This is a genomic window from Achromobacter xylosoxidans, from assembly GCF_002192695.1.
Lineage (GTDB): Bacteria > Pseudomonadota > Gammaproteobacteria > Burkholderiales > Burkholderiaceae_B > Achromobacter > Achromobacter xylosoxidans_C.
In genome coordinates this window covers 47,526-68,582 of record NZ_MTLG01000122.1, presented here as the reverse complement: position 1 = coordinate 68,582, position 21,057 = coordinate 47,526, and the positions used below count along the sequence as shown (strand labels likewise).

The following is a 21,057-nucleotide window of genomic DNA, read 5'->3' as shown; positions in this document are numbered from 1 at the left end:
ATAGGGAAGTGCCGCGCCATGTCGGCGCGGGCTTTCCGGTCTGCAGGACCCCTGCCGCGATCGCATTGCGGCGACGGGGCCCGCGGGCTCACAACAGGAGGTCGAACATGGCATTGATACTCGTCTGGATCCTGAACGCGGTGGCCTTGCTGGCCGTTGCCTACCTGCTGCCCGGCATCACCGTGGCCAGCTTCGGATCGGCGCTCATCGCCGCGCTGGTGCTGGGCCTGGTCAACATGCTGGTCAAGCCGGTGCTGGTGCTGCTGACGCTGCCCATCACGATCGTCACTCTCGGTCTCTTCCTCATCGTCATCAACGCCTTGTTGTTCTGGTTCGTCGGCTCCGTGCTGAAGGGCTTCCAGGTCAACGGGTTCTGGTGGGCCGTGGGCGGTGCGATCCTGTACAGCATCATCTCTGGCCTGCTTACCAAGCTGATCCCCTAATGTCTGACTCGACTACTCCCGCCTTCAGTCTGGAATTCTTCCCGCCGCGCGACCTGGCCGGCCAGGAACGGATGGTGCGCGCGGCCAAGCAGATGCTGGCCATCCAGCCCAAGTACGTCAGCGTGACCTTCGGCGCGGGCGGTTCCACCCGCGCCGGCACGGCGGACGCCGTGCGCACGCTGCGCAACCTGGGCTGCGAGGCGGCGCCGCACCTCTCGTGCGTCGGCGCCACGCGCCAGGATCTGCGGGACATCCTCCAGGCCTACAAGAACGACGGCGTGCGGCGCGTGGTGGCCCTGCGCGGCGACCTGCCCTCGGGCATGGGCGGCGATGCGGGCGAACTGCGCTACGCCAACGAGCTGGTGTCGTTCATCCGCGAGGAAACGGGCGACTGGTTCCACATCGAAGTCGCGGCCTATCCCGAAATGCACCCCCAGGCGGCCAATCCCTCGGCCGACCTGGACCATTTCGTGAACAAGGTCAAAGCCGGCGCCGACGCAGCCATCACGCAATACTTCTTCAACGCCGACGCCTACTTCGACTTCGTCGACCGGGCCCAGGCCAAGGGCGTGAACGTGCCTATCGTGCCGGGCATCATGCCCATCACGAACCACACGCAGCTGCTGCGCTTCTCGGAAATGTGCGGTGCGGAAGTGCCGCGCTGGATTCGCCTGCGCCTGGCCGAGTTCGGCGACGACAAGGCCTCCATCCGCGCCTTCGGCGTGGACGTGGTCACCGAGCTGTGCCAGACGCTGCTGGACAACGGCGCGCCGGGCTTGCATTTCTACACCTTGAACCACGCGGAAGCGCCGCTGGCGGTGTGGAAGGAACTAGCGGTGCAGGCGTAACACGCTGCACCCGCCGTGAAGGCCAAGCCCACCCGCAAGGGTGGGCTTTTCTTTTGGCCTGCCTGCTGCTTACTCCGGCTGGATGCCTGCTTGCCGGATCTGCTGACCCCAGGCGTCGTATTGGGACCGCACGAACTGTTGCAGGGGATCACCCGTGGCCAGGTCGGGCTCCATGCCCATGGCGCGCAGTTTTTCCTGGACCGCGGGCTCGCGCATCGTGGCCGTCAGTTGCTCGGACCACCACTTCGCGGCCTCGGGCGCCAGGCCGGCGGGGCCGGCCACGCCGATCCAGCCGGTCAGGTCCAGGCTACCCATGCCCAGTTCCTGGGCGGTGGGCACGGATGGCAGGATGGTCGAACGCTTATTGGAAACCAGGGCCACGGCGTTCAGGTTCTTGGCGCGGATCTGCGGCAGCACGGCCCCCAGGTCGGCCGCCACGAAATCGATGCGTCCGCCCAGCAGGTCGGTGATGGCCGCCGGTTGGCCCTTGTAGGGCACTGCCAGTACCTCGGCGCCGGCTGCGCGGCTGAACGCCGCCGCCACCACCTGGCCCGTGCCCGAGCCATAGCCGCTGGTCACCGAATTTGGCTTTTCCTTGGCTGTCGCGACCAGTTGGCGCGCGTCGCCATGCTGGCCGGCGGCGCGCGTGACGATGACCACGTCAAAGCGCACCACGCGGCCGACCTGGGTGAAGTCCTTCATGGCGTCATAGCGCTGGAAGGCCTTGGACAGGTAGGGGCCGGACGAACTGGTGGCGCTGGAACTCGGCATCATGGTGTAGCCGTCGGGCGCGGCCCGCGCCACCGTGTCCACGCCCAGCACGCCCAGCGCGCCGGGCTTGTTCTCGACGATGATCTGCGCGCCGCTGCGGGCGCGGATATCGTCGACCACCACGCGCGAAACGTTGTCGATGGTGCTGCCGGCGGGAAAGCCGACCACGAAATGGATGGGCTTGTCGGCCTGCGGGTAGCTGGAGGCCGCGCCCGACAGCGAGGGCAGGCACAGCGCGGCGGCGATCAGGGTGGTTCGTATGGTGTTTTTCATGTTTGTCTCCTCGTGCTTGGGGCCTGGACTCAGGACGCCTGGCCGGCCTGGGCTTCAGCCAGGATCTCGGCCGTGTGTTCGCCCAGTCCGGGCGGGTGCCGCCGGATCTCGGCCGGCGTGCGGCTGAACCTGACGGGCAGACCCGCTTGGATCAGGCGCCCTTCGGTGGGGTGCTCGGATTCATGCCAGAAGCCGGTGGCGCGCAGATGCGGGTCGGCCAGCAATTCCTCGAAACCGTTGACCGGCGCGTAGGGAATGTCGGCGGTCGCCAGCAGCTCGGTCCATTGCGCCGTGGTGCGCTCACCCAATACGCTTTCGACGTAGCGGTACAGCTCGGGGAAATGCTGGCTGCGGCTGTTGAGCGTCAGGTAACGCGGGTCCTGCGCCATCTCGGGATTGCCGGACAGCGCGAAGAAGCGCTGCCATTGCGGGGTGGTGTAGGGCACCACGCTCATGAACCCGTCGCGCGTGCGGAAGGGGCGGCGGTACTCGTTGAGCAGGCGCGTGTAGCCCGCCGGCCCTTCGGGCGGCACGAAGGTCAGCCCGGCCAGATGCTCCGGCGCCAGGAAGGCCACCATGCATTCGAACATCGGCACTTCCACGGCCTGGCCGCCCGCGCCGCGTTCGCGCGCCAGCAGGGCGCTGGTCACGGCGTTCGCCACGTACAGCGCCACCACCTTGTCGGCGACCACGGAATTGACGTAGCGCGGCGCCTCGGCGCCCGCGCCGCCCTGCAGCCAGGCCATGCCGGACGCGGCCTGGATGGTGTCGTCGATGGCGGCGCGTCCCGCGTAGGGGCCTTGCTCCGAATAGCCGTAGCAGGCGCAATAGACCAGCTCCGGAAAACGCGCCTGCAGCGTGGCGTAGTCCAGTCCCAGGCGGCGCATGGCCGGCGCGCGCATGTTGGAGATGAAGACGTCGGCGCCGCCGATCAGCGCTTCCAGCTGCGCGCGGCCCTCGGCGGTCTTGGCGTCGATCACCGCGCTGCGCTTGTTGCGGTTCAGGTTCAGATGGGTGTGGCTCATGGCGGCGTGGCGCTGCGGCGTGACGTGGCGGAACACGTCGCCCTCGGCGGACTCCACCTTGATCACGTCGGCGCCCATGTCGCCCAGCATCTGGGTGGCCATGGGCCCCATGCCGACGCTGGTCATGTCGATGACGCGTATGCCGTGCAATGGTCCGGGCATGGTCAGTCCTCCCCCAGCAGGCGGCGCGCCAACCGCAGGTGCGGGCGGTCGATCATCTTGCCGTCCAGCCGCAAGGTGCCCGCGCCCGGGTTGGCGGCGAATGCCGCGATGACCGCGCGGGCCCATTGCAATTGGCCGTCGTCCGGACTCAGCGCCGCGTTGACGGCGGCTACGTGGCGCGGATGGATCGCCATCTTGCCGACGAAGCCGTCGCGGAAGGCTTCACCGGCCTCGGCCGCCAGGATTTCGGGCGCGTCCAGGTCGACGCAGACCGTGTCGATGGCGCGCACGCCGGCCGCGGCGGCCGACATCAGGCACAGCGAGCGCGCTAGGCGGAAGGGCTCCGTGTAGCGGCCCGCCTCGCGGTTGCGCAGCGCGCCGACGTCGGCGGCTAGATCTTCCCCGCCCCAGGACAACCCCCACAGGCGCGGCGTGGCGTCGCGGTAGTCGTGCAGGCCGAATAGCGACTGCGCGGTCTCGGTGACGATGGCGAGGATGCGTGTGACGCCCGGGGCCGTGCCGGCCGTGGCCTCGAAGGCGTCCAGATAGTGCGACAGGTGCAGGAGACCATCGCGGCTGGCGCATTTGGGCAGCACGATGCCGTAGGGGGCGGCGGGCATCACGGCGGCCAGATCGGCCAGGGCGTCGCCGCCCTCCAGCGCGTTGATGCGCACCCATAGTTGTTTGCCTGCCGCGCCGCGTTCCAGCATGGCGCGGACTTCCTTGCGTGCAGCAGGCTTCTGGTCCGGGGCGACGGAGTCTTCCAGATCCAGGATCAGGGCATCGGCGGCGCTGGCGGCCGCGTGATCGAACTTGCGCCCGGAATCGCCGGGCACGAACAGCAGGGAGCGGGTCATCGTGGTCCTCCTGGACGGCGGCGGGCTCAGGCCGGGCGCTTGCGCATCAGGGCCGAACGCTTGCACGTGGCGACCACTTCATCGCGGTGGTTCAGCGCGGTGTGCTCGAACTCGACGATGCCGGCGTTGGGCCGTGATTTGCTCTCGCGCACCGACAGCACGCGGGTGCGCACGTGCAGGGTGTCGCCCGCGAAAACCGGCTTGGGGAAGTTGACGTCGGTCATGCCCAAATTGGCCACGGTGGTGCCCAGGGTGGTGTCATTGACCGTCATGCCGATCAACAGGCCCAGCGTGAACAGGCTGTTGACCAGGGGTTTGCCGAACTCGGTCTGCGCCGCGAAATGCGCGTCCAGGTGCAGCGGCTGCACGTTCATCGTCAGGGAGCTGAACAGCACGTTGTCCATTTCGGTCAGGGTGCGAGTCCAGGCATGTTCGAACGCCTGCCCGGGCGAAAACTGTTCGTAAAAAAGGCCAGCCATGTTCCTTCCTTCAAGAAGAGAGCGCCGGGCGATCACCCGGATTCTTAGCGGTCGCTGCCGGGAAATCCGGTCTGCGTTCTTACTCTTGAACAAAAGTTTATAGATATGAACGATATCGGGCAATGGCTTTTGCTAGTCGTAAACCCGCAGGAATCCAGGCCGGCGGCGTAAGCGCGGCCGCGCGCCGCCAGTGCCGGAGATGCGGCGTGGCGGAAAAAAAGGGGAGCGAAGGCAGGAGAAGCGCGGTGGCGGGGCGGGCTGCCGGGTGATGGCGTGGGGCCGCGCGGCCCCACGTGTACGGGTTCAGTACGCCGGCACGGCGGGCGTCGGGCTATCGATGCGCTGCGCGAGTTCGCGGCTGGCCGCGAGCAGGGTCTGGCCGATGAGGTCGGCACGGGCGGCGGAACGGTCCAGCGGGGCGCCCACGACCAGCGCCAGCACGGCGCCGTGCAGGACCAGCGGCGCGGCGACCGACAGCGTGTCGGCCTGGTGTTCCGCCAGATTGACGTGCCAGCCGCGGCCGGCTTCGGCTTCGATCAGCTGCAAGAGCTGCTTGTGCGTCTTGACGGTCTTGCTGGTGTAGCTGTCCAGGGTCAGGCGCGCGGCCAGCGCTTCCCGGTCGGCGGGCGGCATGGCGCCCAGCAGCGCGCGCCCGGAGGCGGACGCATGCAGCGGCTTTAACTGGCCGACCCTGGCCGTGAAGCGCACGATGCGCTCGGGTTCGGCCACGTCCAGGTAGACCACCTGGTCGCCCGAGCGTTGCGCCAGGATCAGGGTCTCGCCCAGCTCGTCGCGCAGCGCCTCCAGCGTGGGCCGGATGCGCGTGGTCAACTGATCATGTTCGGCGACCGTGCGGGCTTCGTTCAGCCAGCGGCGGGTCAGGTAATAACGGCCCGCGGTCTGGTGGGCGTAGCCATCGCCTTCCAGGGTGTCCAGCAAGGCCAGGCAGCTGGACTTGGGGATGCCCAGTCCGGCCGAAAGTTGCGACAGCGTGGCCGGCGCCCGCGTCGCGGCGAAGAACTGCAGGATGTCCAGGACACGCCTGGCGCTTTTTACGTCGTTCGTACTCATGCACGGGAATATATATTCATGAACGGGCAGCGGCAACCGCCGCCGCCCGCCGTGCCGTCAGTCCGCGTACACCCCCGCCTTGCGGATGATGCCGCCCCATTTGTCGACCTCGGCCTGCAGCCAGGTCTGCAGGCCCTGCGGCGTCTGCTTGGATTCCGGCACGATCTCGGCGCCCAGTTCCGCCATCTTCTGCGTGAAGGCGGGATCCTTCAGGGCGGCGCGCAGCGCTTCGTTGAACTTGGCGATGGCCTCAGGCGGCGTGCCCTTGGGCGCGTAGACGCCGTGCCACACCTTGACCTCGAAGCCCTTCAGGCCGTTTTCCTGCAGGGTTGGCGCATCGGGCAGGGTCTTGATGCGGTCCAGCGTCGTAACGCCATACAGCTTCACGCGGTCGGCCTTGATCTGCGGAATGGTCTGGGTGGTCTGGTCGCACAGCACGTCCACCTGGCCGCCCAGCAGCGCGGTCATGGCCGGCGCCGTGCCGGCATAGGGCACGGTGGTGAACTGCACGCCCAGCGATTCCTGCAGCAGCATGCCGCAGAGCTGCGACACCGCGCCCAGGCCGGCGTTGGCCAGGTTGATCTTGTTGCCGTTTTCCTTGGCGTACTTGATGAAGTCCTTCATGCCGTCCGCGGGCAGGTCCTTGCGGCCCAGCAAGGTCATGGGCACGTCGGCCACCTGGCCGACATAGGCGAAGTCCGTCAGCGGGTTGAATGACAGCTTGCGGTACAGCGCCGGCGCGGTCGCCATGCCGTTGTGGTGGATCAGGAAGGTGTAGCCGTCGGGCGCGGCGCGCGCCACGTGCTGCGACGCCAGCGTGCCGCCCGCGCCGGTGCGGTTTTCGATGATGATGCTCTGGCCCAGCGTCTTGGACATGGACGCGCCCAGGCTGCGCGCCACCACGTCGGTCGGCCCGCCCGCCGCGAACGGCACGACCAGCGAAATGGGATGGTTGGGATAGGCGCCTTGCGCGCCGGCGGCGCCAGAGACCAGGCAGGACAGGGCCAGCACGGGCCATGCTGCGCGCTTGAGCGCGCGCGCGTAGATAGGGGGCATGTCTCGCTCCTTGTGGTGTTGTCGGGGCCCCCAAGGCAAAGCATGACGGCCGGACACCAGTGTGGCGCGGCAGCGCACGGATGAGAATTCGCGGTTCCGCAAGCCGGGTTTCGGTTGCTGGAAAGGAGGGTTTACGCGGAAGTACGGCAGTTGATGTGTAAAGGCCCGTGGCAACAGATTGCGCACGGGCCTTGGAGAGCTGTAGATGAAAGCCGCCCCTAGTTCGCCTGATCCTTCCCCGGATCCTCCGCCAACACCTGCGGCGCCGGATAGTTCGACAAGGGCGCATCCACCGGCTCCGCGCGCAGCGGCTGGTGCACGCGGCTGAGCGGCACCAGGGATTCCGGCGAGTCCGGATTGGTCCACAGCGGGTCCGGGATCTCGGCGAAGACTTGGCGCAGGCGTTCGCCCCAGGTGCCGCGGATCATGCGGAAGTACTCGTTGTGCTCGTCGATGCTGGCGAAGTGCGTGACGCGCAGCGAGTGCGTGTCGTAGACCAGCAGGTCCAGTGGCAAGCCCACCGAGATATTGGAGCGCAGGGTGGAATCCATGGAGATCAGGGCGCACTTGGCGGCCTCATCCAGCGAGGTGTCGGGCCGCAGCACGCGGTCCAGGATGGGCTTGCCGTACTTGGCCTCGCCGATCTGGAAGTACGGGCATTCCTGGCCGGCTTCGATGAAGTTGCCGGCCGAATACACCTGGAACAGGCGGCAGCGCTCGGTGCCGATCTGGCCGCCGAAGATCAGGTTGACGTTGAAGTCCACGCCCTGCTCGCGCAGGGCCGGGGCTTCGTGGTGATAGACGCTGCGCACCGCCGCGCCGACGCGGCGGGTGGCCTCGAACATGTCGGGCGCGTTCCAGACGGTCTCGCCGCCTTCGTCGTGCTGGCGCGCCAGCGCGTTGAGCACCGCCTGGCTGACCGCCAGGTTGCCCGAACTCATCAGCACCATGACGCGGTCGCCCGGGCGCTCGAACACGGTCATTTTGCGGAAGACGCTGATCTGGTCGACTCCGGCATTGGTGCGGGAGTCGGCCAGGAACACCAGGCCGGAATCAAGGCGGGCTGCGACGCAGTAGGTCATGATCAGAAATAGGGAAAACCACGCCGCATTGTATTGCGGCGCGGCCGGCGGGATGTTACTGCTGGGCGCTGGTCTGGACCTGCACGCTGACCTCCATGGATTCCTGGCCGCCGCCGCTGCGCACGCCGCGCACCGGCGAGGCCGAGTCATAGTCCCGCGCCACCGCCAGCCGGCAGTGGCAGTCCGAGGCGAACTGGCGGTTGGTGATGTCCACGCTGGTCCAGCCCACGTCGGGCAGCCAGACGTCGGCCCAGGCGTGGCTGGCGGCGTGTTCGGCGGTGGTGTACAGGTAGCCGCTGACGTAGCGCGCGGGCACGCCCAGGCCGCGCACGCAGGCCAGGAAGAGGTGGGCGTGGTCCTGGCAGACGCCGTGGCCCATGGCCAGCACCTGGTTGGCCGCAGTGGTGACATCGGTGGTGCCGGGCTCGTAGGCGACGCGGTCGCTGACCGCGGTGGCCAGGGCCAGGATGTCGTCCGGCGTGCGCAGGCCGCCGGGCAGCGCCTCGCGCACGAAGGCCATGACGGTGTCGTCGGCCTGGGTCAGCGGCGTCTGCACGCAATAGGCGTGCACCGGCAGGCGACTGTCCTCGCTGCCCAGCAGGCCGCGTTCCAGCGGCGCCACCAGCACCTGCCCGACCACGCGCAGCTCGATGTCGGTATGCGGCTGGTTGAGCGTCAGCGTGTGCGTGATGTTGCCGTAGGCGTCCACCTGCTTGTCCAGTTCGCCGGGCGCTTCGATGTGCCAGCGCAGCACGCGCTGGTGCTCGTCGTCGCGCGGGGTCAGGCGCAAGGTCTGGATGCTGTAGGTGACCGGGGCGGTGTAGCGGTAGTGAGTGACGTGGGTGATGATCTGTTTCATTCTGGTCTCCGTGCTAGGCCGACAACGGCACCAGGAAGTCCTGGCTGATCCGGTTGCCCAGATCGTTGATGCGGTCGAGGAAGTGCTCCAGGTATTGGTGCAGGCCGCTGTCCAGGATGTCCTCGACGCGACCGTATTGCAGTTCCGCGCACAGCATGCCGGCGCGTCTTTCGGTTTCGGTCGAACGCTGGTTGGAGATGCGCGCCAGGTCGTCGGCCACCGCGCGCATCGAGGCCAGCAGCGAGCGCGGCATGTCGCCGTGCAGGATCAGCAGCTCGGCCACGCGGTCGGGGGTGATGACGTCGCGGTACACCTTGCGGTAGATCTCCAGGCCCGATACCGAGCTGAGCAGCGCCGACCAGCGGTAGAACTCGCTTTGCAGCGCGGCCGCGCCAGCGGGCTCGGCGCGGCCGTCGTGGCCGTTGGCGCCGCGCTCGTGGAACTTCACATCCAGCATGCGCGCGGTGTTGTCGGCGCGTTCCAGATGCATGCCGATGCGGAGGAAGTACAGGGCCTCGTCCTCCAGCATGGTGCCGATGGTGACGCCGCGCGCCAGGTGCGAACGGAACTTGACCCATTCGAAGAACTCGCCCGGGTTGCGTTCCAGCAAGCCCGTATGCAGGTGCTTGAGCAGTTCCAGCCAGGTGGTGTTGTAGGTTTCCCAGACCTCGGTGGTGAGGCTGCCGCGCACGGCGCGCGCGTTCTCGCGCGCGGCTCGCATGCAGGAGTAGATGGACGAGGGATTCTCGGGATCGCGCACCATGTACTGCAGCACGTCGTGCGGCGAGATGGAGGCGTACTTGCTCTGGTACAGGCCCTGCAGCTCGGAGATGCGCAGCACGCCCAGCCACGAGCCTTCGCGCCGCTGCGCGTCCTGCGGTAGCAGCGACATCTGCAGGTTCACGTCCAGCATGCGGGCGGTGTTCTCGGCGCGTTCGGTGTAGCGGCACATCCAGAACAGGTTGTCGGCGGTTCGGCTCAGCATGTTCAGTTCTCCTCCAGCACCCAGGTGTCCTTGGTGCCGCCGCCCTGGCTGCTGTTGACCACCAGCGAGCCCTCGGTCAGCGCCACGCGGCACAGGCCGCCCGGCACGGTGCGGATGTCCTTGCCGCACAGCACGTAGGGGCGCAGGTCCACGTGGCGCGGCGCCACGCCCGATTCCACGTAGGTCGGCACGGTGGACAGCGCCAGCGTGGGCTGGGCGATGTAGTTGGCGGGGTTGGCGCGCACCCGGTCCTTGAACGCATCGACCTCGGCGCGCGAGGCCGACGGCCCCACCAGCATGCCGTAGCCGCCCGAGCCGTGGACTTCCTTCACCACCAGTTCGTGCATATGGGCCAGCACATGCGACAGCTCGTCCGGCCGGTTGCAGCGCCAGGTGGGGACGTTGGACAGTATCGGCTCCTCGCCCAGATAGAAGCGGATCATGTCTGGCACGTACAGATAGGTGGACTTGTCGTCGGCGATGCCGGTGCCGATGGCGTTGGCCAGCGTCACGCGGCCGGCGCGGTACACCGATAGCAGGCCGGGCACGCCCAGCGCGGAGTCGGCGCGGAACGACAGCGGATCGAGGAAGTCGTCGTCCAGGCGGCGGTAGATCACGTCGACCTTGCGGGGCCCCTGCGTGGTGCGCATGTAGACGGTGTTCTGCTCGACGAACAGGTCCTGGCCTTCCACCAGTTCCACGCCCATCTGCTGCGCCAGGAAGGCGTGCTCGAAGTAGGCCGAGTTGTACATGCCCGGCGTCAGCACCACCACGGTGGGATCGTCGCCGCCGTGCGGCGCCACTTCGCGCAGGTTGTCCAGCAGCAGGTCGGGGTAGTGCGCCACCGGTTCCACCTTGATGCGGCTGAAGGCGTCGGGCATCAAGCGCATCGACATCTTGCGGTTCTCCAACATGTAGGACACGCCGGACGGCACGCGCAAATTGTCTTCCAGCACGTAGAACTCGCCCGCGCCGGCGCGCACGATGTCCACCCCGGCGATATGGCAGTAGATGTCCTCGGCCACGTCCACGTCCTGCATCTCGGGGCGGTACTGGGCGTTGAGGAACACCTGTTCGGCCGGCACGATGTTCGCGCGCACGATGTCGTGCCCGTGATAGATGTCGTGGATGAACATGTTGAGCGCGCGCACCCGCTGCTTCAGGCCGGCTTCCAGCAGGCGCCATTCGGCGGCGGGGATGACGCGCGGGATCAGGTCGAAGGGGATCAGGCGTTCGGTGCCGGCCGCGTCGCCCGCCACCGAAAACGTGATGCCGACCCGGCGAAAGCTCAAGTCCGCTTCCAGGCGGCGCGCGGCCATGGCCTGGGCGGACTGCTCGTCATGCCAGCGCTCGAAAGCCTGGTAGTGGGAGCGTATGCCGCCAGCGCTGTCGCGCATTTCGTCATAGGCGGCGGGACGGGGTGATCTGTCCTTCATGGCTCCTCCGGTACAGGTGCCGGCAGCCGGCTTGCGCGCGGCCGCCGTCCGGCCGATGTCCGGCCGGTTGCAATGGATTAAGCAACCCGCGTGCCAGCTTGGCCGGCGCGCGTGGGGGCGCCCCTGGGGACCAATATCCTCCGAAGGGCGTTGCGACGCCATCGCCGCGGCGGCTGAGGCCTGGGGATGGCGTGGGCGCCAGGCGCGGACTGGCCGGGGCTGGCGGGTAGAACGGGGTCAGTCGGGCTGGCGCGGAAAAGCGTGGCCAGGGGGAAGGGATAGGCTGAGCGGGGGCGCCGCTGCCGAGGCGGGCCGCGCAACGGTGCGCGGGTGCTGCGCGATGGGGCCGGGATGGAACCCGGCTTAGCTGTCTATGTTAGGCCGTGCACCGTTTTGGTGCAAACTGGCGGGGCAAAGCTGGTGCGTCAGTTCATGCGGAAGCTGTGCAGCGTGGTGCCGCCGGTGCCGCCTTGTTCCAGCGGCGCCTGGGGCACCCAGCCGTCCTGGGTCAGCACCGCGTCCAGCGGGAAGTCGTGGGCGGCGGGTTCATAGCCGGCGTCCAGTTCGCCGCAGCTCCAGGCGATGCCGATGGCGATGAAGGGGTGGCCGCGCTCGCGCAGCGCGGTCAGGGTGCGGTCGTAATAGCCGCCGCCATAGCCCAGGCGGTCGCCCTGTTCGGTATAGCCCAGGGTCGGGACCAGCACCACGTCGGGCAGCAGTTCGGCGCCAGCGACCGGTTCCTGGATGCCATAGGGGCCGGCGCGCAATTCCGCGTCGGGCGTCCAGGGCAGGAAGGCCAGCGGAGCGTTGCGTTCGCGCACCACGGGCAGCGCCACGGCCACGCCGTTCTCGACCCATTGCTCGAGCAGCGGGCGCAGGTCGGGCTCGTCGGCCATGGGCCAGAAGGCGGCCACGGTGGCGGGCGCGGGGCGGCCCGCGCGCAAGGCTTCGTCGCGCGCCACATTCAGCCAGGTGAACAGGCGTGCACGCATGAGCAGGCCGCCACGGCTACGCTGGTCCTCCGGCAGTTCGGCGCGCAGTTTCCGCAATCGCGCGCGTAGCGGTACTGCGGTATCCTCTGGAGTATTTTGCGTAGTCATGCGGTGGCTGTAAGAGGGATGGACAAATGATGGCGAAAACGCGGACGAAAACGCGGACGAACTTGCGGATTGCCGCCATGCTGGGCCAGTGTATGAGGGACAGGGCATGACACAGACTCTGCAACCCGGACGGTATCAGAAATCCACGCGGAAATCCGGGTCCGCCACGGCCACCGAGGCCACGCCCGGCCTGCGTCGCTGGCTGCCGCTGCTGGCGCTGTTCACCGCGGCCTGTGCGCCGGTGGACGCGCAGCAGCGCAGCGCATCGGTCAACACCCAGCCCCAGCCCCAGCCGGCCGTTCAGGCTGCGCAGCCCGCCATTTCCGTGCCGCCGGCGGTGCTGGCCGGCCTGCCGCCGACTTCCCAGACACCCGCGCTGGCCGCCGTGGTCGCGGCGCGCGAAGCCATGAACCGCAAGCAGTGGTCCGTGCTGGGCGCGCTGGTGCCGCAGGCCAAGCCGGATCCGCTGGGCATGTATCCCGAATACTGGCTGCTGCGCTACCAGTTGTGGACCCCGCCCGCCACGGGCCGGCCCACCGCGGACCTGCAGAAGTTCGTCAGCGGCAATTCCGACGCCTATCTGGCCGACCGCCTGCGCGGCGACTGGCTGCTGGCCGCGGCCCGCAGCGGGGATTTCGAAACCGTGCGCAAGCTTGCGCCGGTGAAGAACAGCAATGCGCAGATCGAGTGCGCCATCCTCGATGCCAAGCACATGACGGGGCAGCGCGCCACGGCGGCGCAGGCCGCCGCCGTGTTCGCGCCCGGCGGCGCCTGCTGGGCGCTGTACGACCAGCTGGTCGCTGACGGCATCATGAGCTGGGAACAGCTGGAGCCCCAGCTGCGCGACGCCATCGAGGCCAACAAGACGGCCGATGCGCGCAAGTTCGCGCAGTACATGTTCGAGCCGGGCGACCTGAAAACCTATGACCTGCTCATGAAGGATCCCATGAAGTGGCTGACGCGCCAGAGCCGTCAGCCAGTGGGCCGCAACGAGAAGGAACTTGTGACCATCGCCTTGGCGCGCCTGGCGCGTTCCGACGTCAGCGTGGCGGATTCCTACCTGCGCCGCGAATGGGGCAAGTCCGGGGACTGGTCCAAGTCCATGGCCAAGTCGAACCTGGCCTGGGTCCGCGGCCAATACGCGCTGGTCGCCGCGCTGAATCTCGACAGCCGTGCCGACGACTGGTACCACGAAGCCGGCCACATCCGCATGACGGAGTACAACGCCGCCTGGAAGGTGCGCGCCGCCTTGCGCCAGCCCAAGATCGACTGGAAGTGGGTCATCGAATCCATCGACCAGATGCCTGCCTCGCAGCAGGCCGATTCGTCCTGGATCTACTGGAAGGCGCGCGGCCAGGCCGCGCGCGGCAACAAGGAACAGGCCGCCACCGCCTACGCCAGCATTGCCGACCGCTTTGACTTCTACGGCCAGCTGGCCGCCGAGGAATTGGGCCGCCGCATCACCGTGCCGCCGCGCCCCGCGCCCATCAGCGACCAGGAAATCACCGAGGCCCGCGCCAATCCCGGCCTGCGCCGCGCGATCCAGCTCTTCCGCCTGGGCTGGCGCGCCGAAGCCGTGCCGGAATGGAACTTCACGCTGCGCGGCATGAGCGACCGCCAGCTGATGGCCGCCGCCGAACTGGCGCGCGCCGAGAACATCTACGACCGCGTGGTCAACACCTCCGACCGCACGGAAAAAGAGTTCGACTTCAGCCAGCGCTTCATCGCGCCCTTCGAAGGCCGCGTCACCGCCAAGGCCAACGCCATCGCACTGGACCCGGCCTGGGTCTACGGCCTGATCCGCCAGGAATCGCGCTTCATCATGGACGCGCGTTCGCATGTGGGCGCCTCCGGCCTGATGCAGCTGATGCCGGCCACGGCCAAGTGGGTCGCGGGCAAGATCGGCATGAGCAACTTCACGCCCGACAGCGTCAACGACTTCGACACCAACACCGAACTCGGCACCAACTATCTGAACATGGTGCTGCGCGACCTGAACGGTTCGCAGATGCTGGCCAGCGCGGGCTATAACGCCGGCCCGCGCCGTCCGCACAACTGGCGCTCGACCTTCACGCATCCCGTGGAAGGCGCCATCTTCGCCGAGACCATCCCGTTCAACGAGACGCGCACTTACGTCAAGAACGTGATGTCCAACTCGGTGTATTACGCCGCCATGTTCACCGGCCAGCCCCAGTCCCTGAAGGAACGCCTGGGCAACATCGTGCCGCTGGGCGCGGAAAGCACCTCGATTCCATGACGCGGGATCCGGCCACGGATGGCCTGCAGGTCTATATCGTGGGCGGGGCGGTGCGCGATGCGCTGCTCGGCCTGCCGCCCGGCGACCACGACTGGGTCGTGGTGGGCGCCACGCCCGAGGACATGGCGCGCCGCGGCTTCGTGCCCGTGGGCGGCGACTTTCCCGTCTTTCTGCATCCGCGCAGCAAAGAGGAATACGCGCTGGCGCGCACCGAGCGCAAGTCGGGGCGGGGCTACAAGGGCTTCACGTTCTACACCGGCGCGGACGTCACGCTCGAAGAAGACCTGCGCCGCCGCGACCTGACCGTCAACGCCATCGCGCAGAAGCAGGACGGCGAACTGGTCGATCCCCTGGGCGGCGCGGCTGACGTGCGCGACCGCATCTTTCGCCACGTCGGCGACGCCTTCGAAGAAGATCCGGTGCGCATCCTGCGGCTGGCCCGCTTCGCGGCGCGCTTCGCCGATTTTTCGGTGGCGCCCGAAACCCTGGCGCTGTGCCGCCGCATGGTCGAGGCCGGCGAGGCCGACGCGCTGGTGGCCGAACGGGTCTGGAAGGAACTGTCGCGCGGCCTGATGGCGGCGGCGCCGTCGCGCATGCTGGGCATCCTGCAGCAATGCGGCGCGCTGGCGCGCGTGATGCCCGAACTGCAAGGAATGGAGCAGGTCTTGGCGGATGTGGACCGCGCGGCCGCGCAGGACTTGTCGTTGCCGGGCCGCTATGCCTTGCTGTGCCGGCTTAGCCCTGAACGCGACGCCATGGGCCGCCGCCTGCGCGTGCCGACCGAATGCAACGATTACGCGCGGCTGCTGCCGGAAGTGCTGGCGGGGCTGGATGCGGCGGAACAGGGCGGTGACCCCGCCGACGCGCAACTGGCGCTGATGGAGCGCGCCGATGCGCTGCGCAAGCCGGAACGTTTTCTGGATCTGCTGGACGCGGCGGCCGTGCTGCGCTCCGTGGACCGCGCGGCCTGGCAGTCGCGCGTGGCGGTTGTGCGCGGCGTGGACGCCGGGGCGATCGCCAAAGCTTGCGCCGGAGAGCCGGCGCGCATCAAGGAACAGGTGCGGGCCGCGCGCCTGGAGCGCTTGCGCGCGCAGTGATGCCGCTATCGATCTGAAACGAGGCGGCCATCCCTATGAGGCCGCCACGCGTTTTTACAGCTTGCCCAGCCGGTCGCCGCGCGAGAACCCTGCCAGCGGCTCGGTGATGCCGCGTCCCACCGCCAGCACCTTGAACAGTTCACCCATCTCCGATTCGGACAAGAGCTTCTGCACGGGCGCCACCGCCTGCGCGTATTGCTGCACGTCGCTCGGATCCAGCTGCGCCAACAGCTCCATCAACCCCGCGTTCATCAGGAAGCGGGCCTGCGAGGTGTAGCCCAGGACTTGCAGGCCGGCCTCGAGCGCCGCGTCCGCCATGGCGGTGAAATCGACGTGGGCGGTGATGTCCTGCAGGCCCGGCGCGGTGAAGGGATCGCCGTGGGCGTGATGGCGCAAGTGGCACATGAGCGTGCCGCCGGCGCGCTGCGGATGGTAGTACTCGCTGCGCGGAAAGCCATAGTCCAGCAACAGCGCCGCGCCGCGCTCCAGCCAGCCGCCCATGGCGGCGATCCAGGCTTCGCCTTGCAGGTTGATCTCGGACACGTAGCCCGGCAGGGCCGGCATGCGGGCGGCGACGGCGGCCGCCAGCGCGGGCGGCGCGGGACGGTCTTCCCAGACGAATCCTTGCGCGGCATCCACCGCCACGCCGCGTTCCAGGACCTCGCCTGCCTCGCTCCAGCGGAAGATCGACACCGGCATCGCGTCCAGCACTTCGTTGGCCAGCACGCAGCCGGCAAAGCGCTGGGGCAGCGCGTCCAGCCATTGCACGCGATCGCCAAATGCCGCCAGCCGTTCGGCCTGGCGGGCACGCAGGTCGGCCGACACTTCCAGGATCAGGTAACGGGTCTGATCCAGCCCCATCGCATCCAATTCGCGCAGCACGCCTTCGGCCAGGGCGCCGGTGCCGGCGCCGAATTCGAGCACGGCGTCGGTCTGCGTCTGGCGCAGCACCTGGGCGGCCTGGCGGGCCAGCGTGCGGGCAAACAGCGGCGTCAGCTGGGGCGCGGTGACGAAGTCGCCGGCCGGCGCGCGGACGTCGCCGTCGGCCTCGGCCAGCTTGACGTTGCCGGCCGCGTAATAGCCCAGCCCGGGCGCGTATAGCGCCTGCGCCATCCAATGGTCGAACGACAGCCAGCCGCCATGGGCGGCGATCGTGGCGCGCAGATGCGCGGCGGCGGCGTCGCTGTGTTCCTGGGCGGCGGGAGTAAGGGCGGGCAGGTTGGCGGGGGCGGATCGTTGCATGGTCGGGTGGGGCGTGGACAAGCGGACATTTTCCCAAAAAACAAACCCCGCGACAGGCGCGGGGTTTGTGTGGGGCTCAAGCGGGCGGATTAGCCGCGGCGGTCCGCCGGCTTGGCGAAGCGCTTGGCGGGGCCGCCGGGGCGCTTGTCGAACGAGGGCTTGCCACGGAAACCGCCTTCGGGGCGGTCGCCGCCGCGGAAGCCGCCTTCACGCTGCGGGCGGTCGCCGAAGCTGGGACGATCGCCAAAGCTGGGGCGGTCGCCGAAGCTGGCGCGGTCGTTGTAGCTGGGGCGCGAGTCGCGGTCGCCGCCACGGAAACCGCCTTCACGCGGGCCGCGCTCGCTGAACGGGCGGGCATCGCGCTGGGGGCGGTCGCCATAGCTGGGACGGTCGCCGAAGCTGGGACGCGAGTCGCGGTCGCCGCCGCGGAAGCCGCCTTCGCGCTGGGGACGGTCACCGAACGGGCGGTTGCCCTGGTAGCCGCCTTCACGCTGCGGACGGTCGCCGAAGCTGGGGCGATCGCTGAAGGAACGGGCCGGACGGTCGCCGAACGGACGATTGCCTTGGTAGCCGCCTTCGCGCGGAGCGCCGTCGCGGTTGCCTTGATAACCGCCTTCACGCGGCTTGAATTCGCCACGCGGACCGCCGAAGGAACGGCCTTCGCGGTTGCCCTGGTAGCCGCCGCCGGGACGCTTGCCGAACGAGGGCTTGCCGCCGCGCGGGCCGGCGCCGCCGGTCGAGGGACGCGGGGTGCGCTTGGGTTCCAGGCCGGCGATCACTTCAGGGGTGATCGATTGGCCGATGTAGTGCTCGATGCGGCGGACCTTGTGGCGCTCGGAATGCGTGGCCAGCGTGAAGGCCAGGCCGCTGCGGCCGGCGCGGCCGGTACGGCCGATACGGTGCACGTAGTCTTCGGCTTGCATCGGCAGGTCGAAGTTGACGGCGTGGCTGATGCCTTGCACGTCGATGCCGCGGGCGGCCACGTCGGTGGCGACCAGGATGCGCAGCTGGCCGCGCTGCAGTTGCGACAGCGTGCGGGTGCGTTGGCGCTGGTTCATGTCGCCGTGCAGGGCGGCGGCGGCGAAGCCCTGGTCGGCCAGGCGGTCGGCCAGATCGTCGGCGCCGCGCTTGGTCGACGTGAAGACGATGGCCTGATCCAGCGAGGCGTCGCGCAGCACGTGGTCCAGCAGCTGCATCTTGTGGCTGGCGTCGTCCGCGTACAGCAGGCTTTGCGTGATGTTGGTGTGCTTTTCCTTGGCGCCGGCGATCTCGATGCGCTGCGGTTCGCGCATCATGCGCGAGGCCAGCTTGGCGACGGTGCCGTCCAGCGTGGCCGAGAACAGCAGCGTCTGGCGGCCTTCCGGCAGGCGGCTGACGATGGTCTCGATATCTTCGATGAAGCCCATGTCCAGCATGCGGTCGGCCTCGTCCAGCACCAGCGTGTGCACGGTGTTCAGCTTGACGCGACCCGAGTTCAGGTGGTCGATCAGGCGGCCGGGGGTGGCGACCAGCACGTCCACGCGGCGCGACAGCGCCTTGAGCTGCGCGCCGTAAGGCATGCCGCCCACCACGGTGGCGGTGCGCAGGTCGGCCAGCTTGCGGCCGTAGGTGGCGGTGGCGTCCGTGACTTGCAGGGCCAGTTCGCGGGTCGGGGTCAGCACCAGCACTTGCACGCCGACGCCCTTGTTGGCGGGCATCTGGGCGATGCGGTGCAGGGCCGGCAGCATGAAGGCCGCGGTCTTGCCGCTACCCGTCTGCGAGGACACCATCAGGTCGTGGCCAGCCAGCGCTTGCGGAATGGCCGAAGCTTGGACGGGGGTGGGGGTGGAGAAGCCAGCTTCTTGGACGGCCGACAACAGAGCGGGCGCAAGACCCAGGTTTTCGAAAGACATTACTTTCCCTTGCCGCAATCAATGCGACGCAGTGCTTGGTCGGGCCAGGGGATTAGGCGGCCGGATCCAGGCGACGGTTGATGGAGCATCGTGCCGACCGAATCAACCGTGCGCGTGGCGCGTTCTCGTGTACTGAGTGGAACGCAGGGCGAAAGGAAAGGAGGTCAGGAATCGATGATGTTCGGCATGGGGCCGGGGCTGTGTCACCCGGCAGACTGCGAAAAATTCCGCTAAATCAAGGCGGTAAATGCCGAACTCGTTTTGTGCAGTGCGGCGATCATAACCCGAATTCGCCTTGCATGGGAATTATTTTTTTGTCTAGCTCCCAATCAATAGGGTTTTTCCCTTGGTTGGTCAGCCACTGATTGGTGGCCAGGAAATGGCCGCAGCCCAGGAAGGGCACCGGGGGCCTTCTGGCGGACAGGGGCGAGGGATGGTTGGACATCAGGACCAGGTGGCCGCTGTTGTCTGGAAGCAACGTCCGCTTGGCCTGGGCATGGGCGCCCCAGAGCATGAAAACCTTGGGCGACGGGTCGCGCGCGACCAGGGCGATCAACGCGTCCGTCACCGTTTCCCAGCCGCGTTTGGCATGCGAGGCGGGCTGGCCGTCTTCCACGGTCAGCGCGGTGTTCAGCAGCAGCACGCCCTGATCCGCCCAAGGGCTCAGGTCGTTGCCGGCGGGCACGCGGGTGCCCGGAAACTCCTGGGCGATCTCATTGAAGATGTTGCGCAAGCTGGGCGGCCGCTTGCAGTCGTCCGGCACCGAGAAGGCCAGGCCCTGGGCTTGTCCCGGGCCGTGATAGGGGTCTTGGCCCAGGATCACCACGCGCACGTCCGACGGCGCCAGACCGTGCAGGGCCCGGAAAGGCGTCGCGGGATAGACGGTCGCGCCTTCGTCCAGGCGCTTTTCCACATGAGCGGTCACGGCGGCCAGCGCGTCGGCCACAGGCTTGGCGGCAAAAGCCTCCTGCCAGGCGGCGGGCAGTTGCGCCGTCTGGGCGGCGAGGGCCAGGGGTATCAGTCGGTTATCGGTCGGCATGGGCGGGATTTTGGCATGCCGTGCGCCAGCAATTCTCCAACCACCCTTAATTACACATCGTAACGTCCGTTATGGATAGATACGCGTGATTTCAATACGAAATACATGTGAAGATTTAAGGAGAATGTGTTGAGAATCTATATAGCCCTGGCAGCAACGCTGGCGCTTGCCGGGTGCGCCACCGTTTCCAAGCCGCTGGCCGTTACGGAAGCGCCCGCCAGCCGCACCGAGCAGGTCCAGGCCCAGGAGACCGCGGCGCAACCCGAAGCGCCTGTACTCAAGCGCAAGATCGCCATCGCGCGATTCAGCAACGAAACGCGCTATGGCCGCACGTTCCAGACCGACGCGAACCAGGATCCGCTGGGCAAGCAGACATCCGACATGCTTGCCAGCCGCCTGACCGACTCCAAGCGTTTCCTCGTATTCGAGCGCTCGGACCTGAATCAGGTGCTGGCGGAACAGAAGATCTCCGGGGACGCCGGGTTGATCGGCGTGGACACCATCATCGTCGGTTCCCTGACGGAATTTGGCCGCAGCACGGAGGGCAAGGCGGGTTTTCTCAGCGCTACCAAGGTGCAGACCGCCCGAGCCAAGGTTGAAGCGCGCCTGGTCGACGTACGCACGGGACACGTGTTCTTTTCCGTGACCGGCAGCGGCAATGCCAGCACCGAATCCGGCCAGATTGCCGGCTGGGGCAGCAAGGCCGACTACGACGGCACCTTGAACGACCAGGCCATCGGGGCGGCTATTTCGGACATGATCGGGCGCCTGATCACCAAGATGGAAGAGCGTCCGTGGCGCACCGCCATCCTCAAGGCTTCCGGCCGCCAGGTGTTGATCGCGGGCGGCGCGCGCCAAGGGCTCAAGGCCGGGGACCAACTGGTGGTCTACCAGGCCGGCGAGAAAGTGAAGAACGACCAGACGGGATTCATGATCGACCTGCCGCCTTCCGCGGTAGGCGCCCTGCGCGTGGTCGATTTCTTCGGCGACACGGAAACCAACGAAGGGGCGATCTGCGAACTGGTATCGGGTGCGATTCCGCCCGGCGCCAAGGGCGTATTCGTGGCCCAGGCAAAGAGGTAA

Annotated in this window: 19 protein-coding genes; 5 read left to right on the top strand and 14 right to left on the bottom strand. The window is 67.9% G+C overall.

The window, feature by feature from the left end; genetic code table 11:
- Positions 1–107: 107 nt before the first annotated feature.
- Both BRO63_RS30730 and metF read left to right on the top strand, forming a co-directional pair.
- Positions 108–443 (top strand): phage holin family protein, encoded by a 336-nt coding sequence (locus tag BRO63_RS30730; protein WP_006389784.1) that lies wholly within the window; start codon positions 108–110, stop codon positions 441–443.
- Positions 443–1,291, top strand: a complete 849-nt coding sequence (gene metF / locus BRO63_RS30725; protein WP_059374132.1) for a methylenetetrahydrofolate reductase [NAD(P)H] — start codon at positions 443–445, stop codon at positions 1,289–1,291. The genes BRO63_RS30730 and metF overlap by 1 nt, the downstream gene beginning before the upstream one ends.
- A gap of 69 nt (positions 1,292–1,360) precedes the next feature.
- Here the strand turns inward: metF and BRO63_RS30720 are convergent, their stop codons facing one another.
- The 11 genes from BRO63_RS30720 to BRO63_RS30670 form a co-directional block, all read right to left on the bottom strand.
- Positions 1,361–2,335, bottom strand: coding sequence for a Bug family tripartite tricarboxylate transporter substrate binding protein (locus tag BRO63_RS30720; protein WP_088143357.1), 975 nt, complete (start codon positions 2,333–2,335; stop codon positions 1,361–1,363).
- A gap of 29 nt (positions 2,336–2,364) precedes the next feature.
- Positions 2,365–3,522, bottom strand: a complete 1,158-nt coding sequence (locus BRO63_RS30715; RefSeq protein WP_088143356.1) for a CaiB/BaiF CoA transferase family protein — start codon at positions 3,520–3,522, stop codon at positions 2,365–2,367.
- A gap of 2 nt (positions 3,523–3,524) precedes the next feature.
- Positions 3,525–4,379 carry an HpcH/HpaI aldolase/citrate lyase family protein gene (locus tag BRO63_RS30710; RefSeq protein ID WP_088143355.1) on the bottom strand — a complete coding sequence of 285 codons (855 nt, stop codon included), beginning with the start codon at positions 4,377–4,379 and terminating at the stop codon, positions 3,525–3,527.
- A gap of 26 nt (positions 4,380–4,405) precedes the next feature.
- Positions 4,406–4,858 (bottom strand): MaoC family dehydratase, encoded by a 453-nt coding sequence (locus BRO63_RS30705; RefSeq protein ID WP_088143354.1) that lies wholly within the window; start codon positions 4,856–4,858, stop codon positions 4,406–4,408.
- A gap of 303 nt (positions 4,859–5,161) precedes the next feature.
- Positions 5,162–5,929, bottom strand: a complete 768-nt coding sequence (locus tag BRO63_RS30700; protein ID WP_088143353.1) for an IclR family transcriptional regulator — start codon at positions 5,927–5,929, stop codon at positions 5,162–5,164.
- Positions 5,930–5,986: 57 nt separating this feature from the next.
- Positions 5,987–6,985 (bottom strand): tripartite tricarboxylate transporter substrate-binding protein, encoded by a 999-nt coding sequence (locus BRO63_RS30695; RefSeq protein WP_088143352.1) that lies wholly within the window; start codon positions 6,983–6,985, stop codon positions 5,987–5,989.
- 218 nt (positions 6,986–7,203) lie between these two features.
- Positions 7,204–8,067, bottom strand: a complete 864-nt coding sequence (locus tag BRO63_RS30690) for a proteasome-type protease (RefSeq protein WP_088143351.1) — start codon at positions 8,065–8,067, stop codon at positions 7,204–7,206.
- Positions 8,068–8,122: 55 nt separating this feature from the next.
- Positions 8,123–8,926 (bottom strand): transglutaminase family protein, encoded by an 804-nt coding sequence (locus BRO63_RS30685; protein WP_088143350.1) that lies wholly within the window; start codon positions 8,924–8,926, stop codon positions 8,123–8,125.
- A 13-nt stretch (positions 8,927–8,939) separates the two neighbouring features.
- Complete coding sequence (locus BRO63_RS30680) at positions 8,940–9,911, bottom strand: alpha-E domain-containing protein (RefSeq protein ID WP_088143349.1); 972 nt, start codon at positions 9,909–9,911, stop codon at positions 8,940–8,942.
- A 2-nt stretch (positions 9,912–9,913) separates the two neighbouring features.
- The gene (locus BRO63_RS30675) at positions 9,914–11,347 is read right to left on the bottom strand and encodes a circularly permuted type 2 ATP-grasp protein (protein WP_088143348.1); all 1,434 of its coding nucleotides are present in this window, start codon (positions 11,345–11,347) and stop codon (positions 9,914–9,916) included.
- A 425-nt stretch (positions 11,348–11,772) separates the two neighbouring features.
- Positions 11,773–12,447 (bottom strand): 5-formyltetrahydrofolate cyclo-ligase, encoded by a 675-nt coding sequence (locus tag BRO63_RS30670; protein WP_088143347.1) that lies wholly within the window; start codon positions 12,445–12,447, stop codon positions 11,773–11,775.
- Between the two features lie 106 nt (positions 12,448–12,553).
- Between BRO63_RS30670 and BRO63_RS30665 the strand changes: the two genes are divergently transcribed.
- The gene (locus BRO63_RS30665; RefSeq protein WP_088143346.1) at positions 12,554–14,704 is read left to right on the top strand and encodes a lytic transglycosylase domain-containing protein; all 2,151 of its coding nucleotides are present in this window, start codon (positions 12,554–12,556) and stop codon (positions 14,702–14,704) included.
- The gene (locus tag BRO63_RS30660) at positions 14,701–15,801 is read left to right on the top strand and encodes a CCA tRNA nucleotidyltransferase (protein WP_088143345.1); all 1,101 of its coding nucleotides are present in this window, start codon (positions 14,701–14,703) and stop codon (positions 15,799–15,801) included. The genes BRO63_RS30665 and BRO63_RS30660 overlap by 4 nt, the downstream gene beginning before the upstream one ends.
- A gap of 54 nt (positions 15,802–15,855) precedes the next feature.
- Here BRO63_RS30660 and BRO63_RS30655 read toward each other — a convergent pair whose 3' ends face one another.
- The 3 genes from BRO63_RS30655 to BRO63_RS30645 form a co-directional block, all read right to left on the bottom strand.
- Positions 15,856–17,043: a class I SAM-dependent methyltransferase gene (locus BRO63_RS30655; protein ID WP_088143344.1), complete on the bottom strand. Its 1,188-nt coding sequence runs from the start codon at positions 17,041–17,043 to the stop codon at positions 15,856–15,858.
- Between the two features lie 89 nt (positions 17,044–17,132).
- Positions 17,133–18,935, bottom strand: a complete 1,803-nt coding sequence (locus tag BRO63_RS30650) for a DEAD/DEAH box helicase (protein WP_088143343.1) — start codon at positions 18,933–18,935, stop codon at positions 17,133–17,135.
- A 277-nt stretch (positions 18,936–19,212) separates the two neighbouring features.
- Positions 19,213–19,974, bottom strand: a complete 762-nt coding sequence (locus tag BRO63_RS30645) for a uracil-DNA glycosylase (RefSeq protein ID WP_088143342.1) — start codon at positions 19,972–19,974, stop codon at positions 19,213–19,215.
- Positions 19,975–20,103: 129 nt separating this feature from the next.
- Here BRO63_RS30645 and BRO63_RS30640 point away from each other — a divergent pair, with 129 nt between their 5' ends.
- Positions 20,104–21,057, top strand: coding sequence for a CsgG/HfaB family protein (locus tag BRO63_RS30640; protein ID WP_088143341.1), 954 nt, complete (start codon positions 20,104–20,106; stop codon positions 21,055–21,057).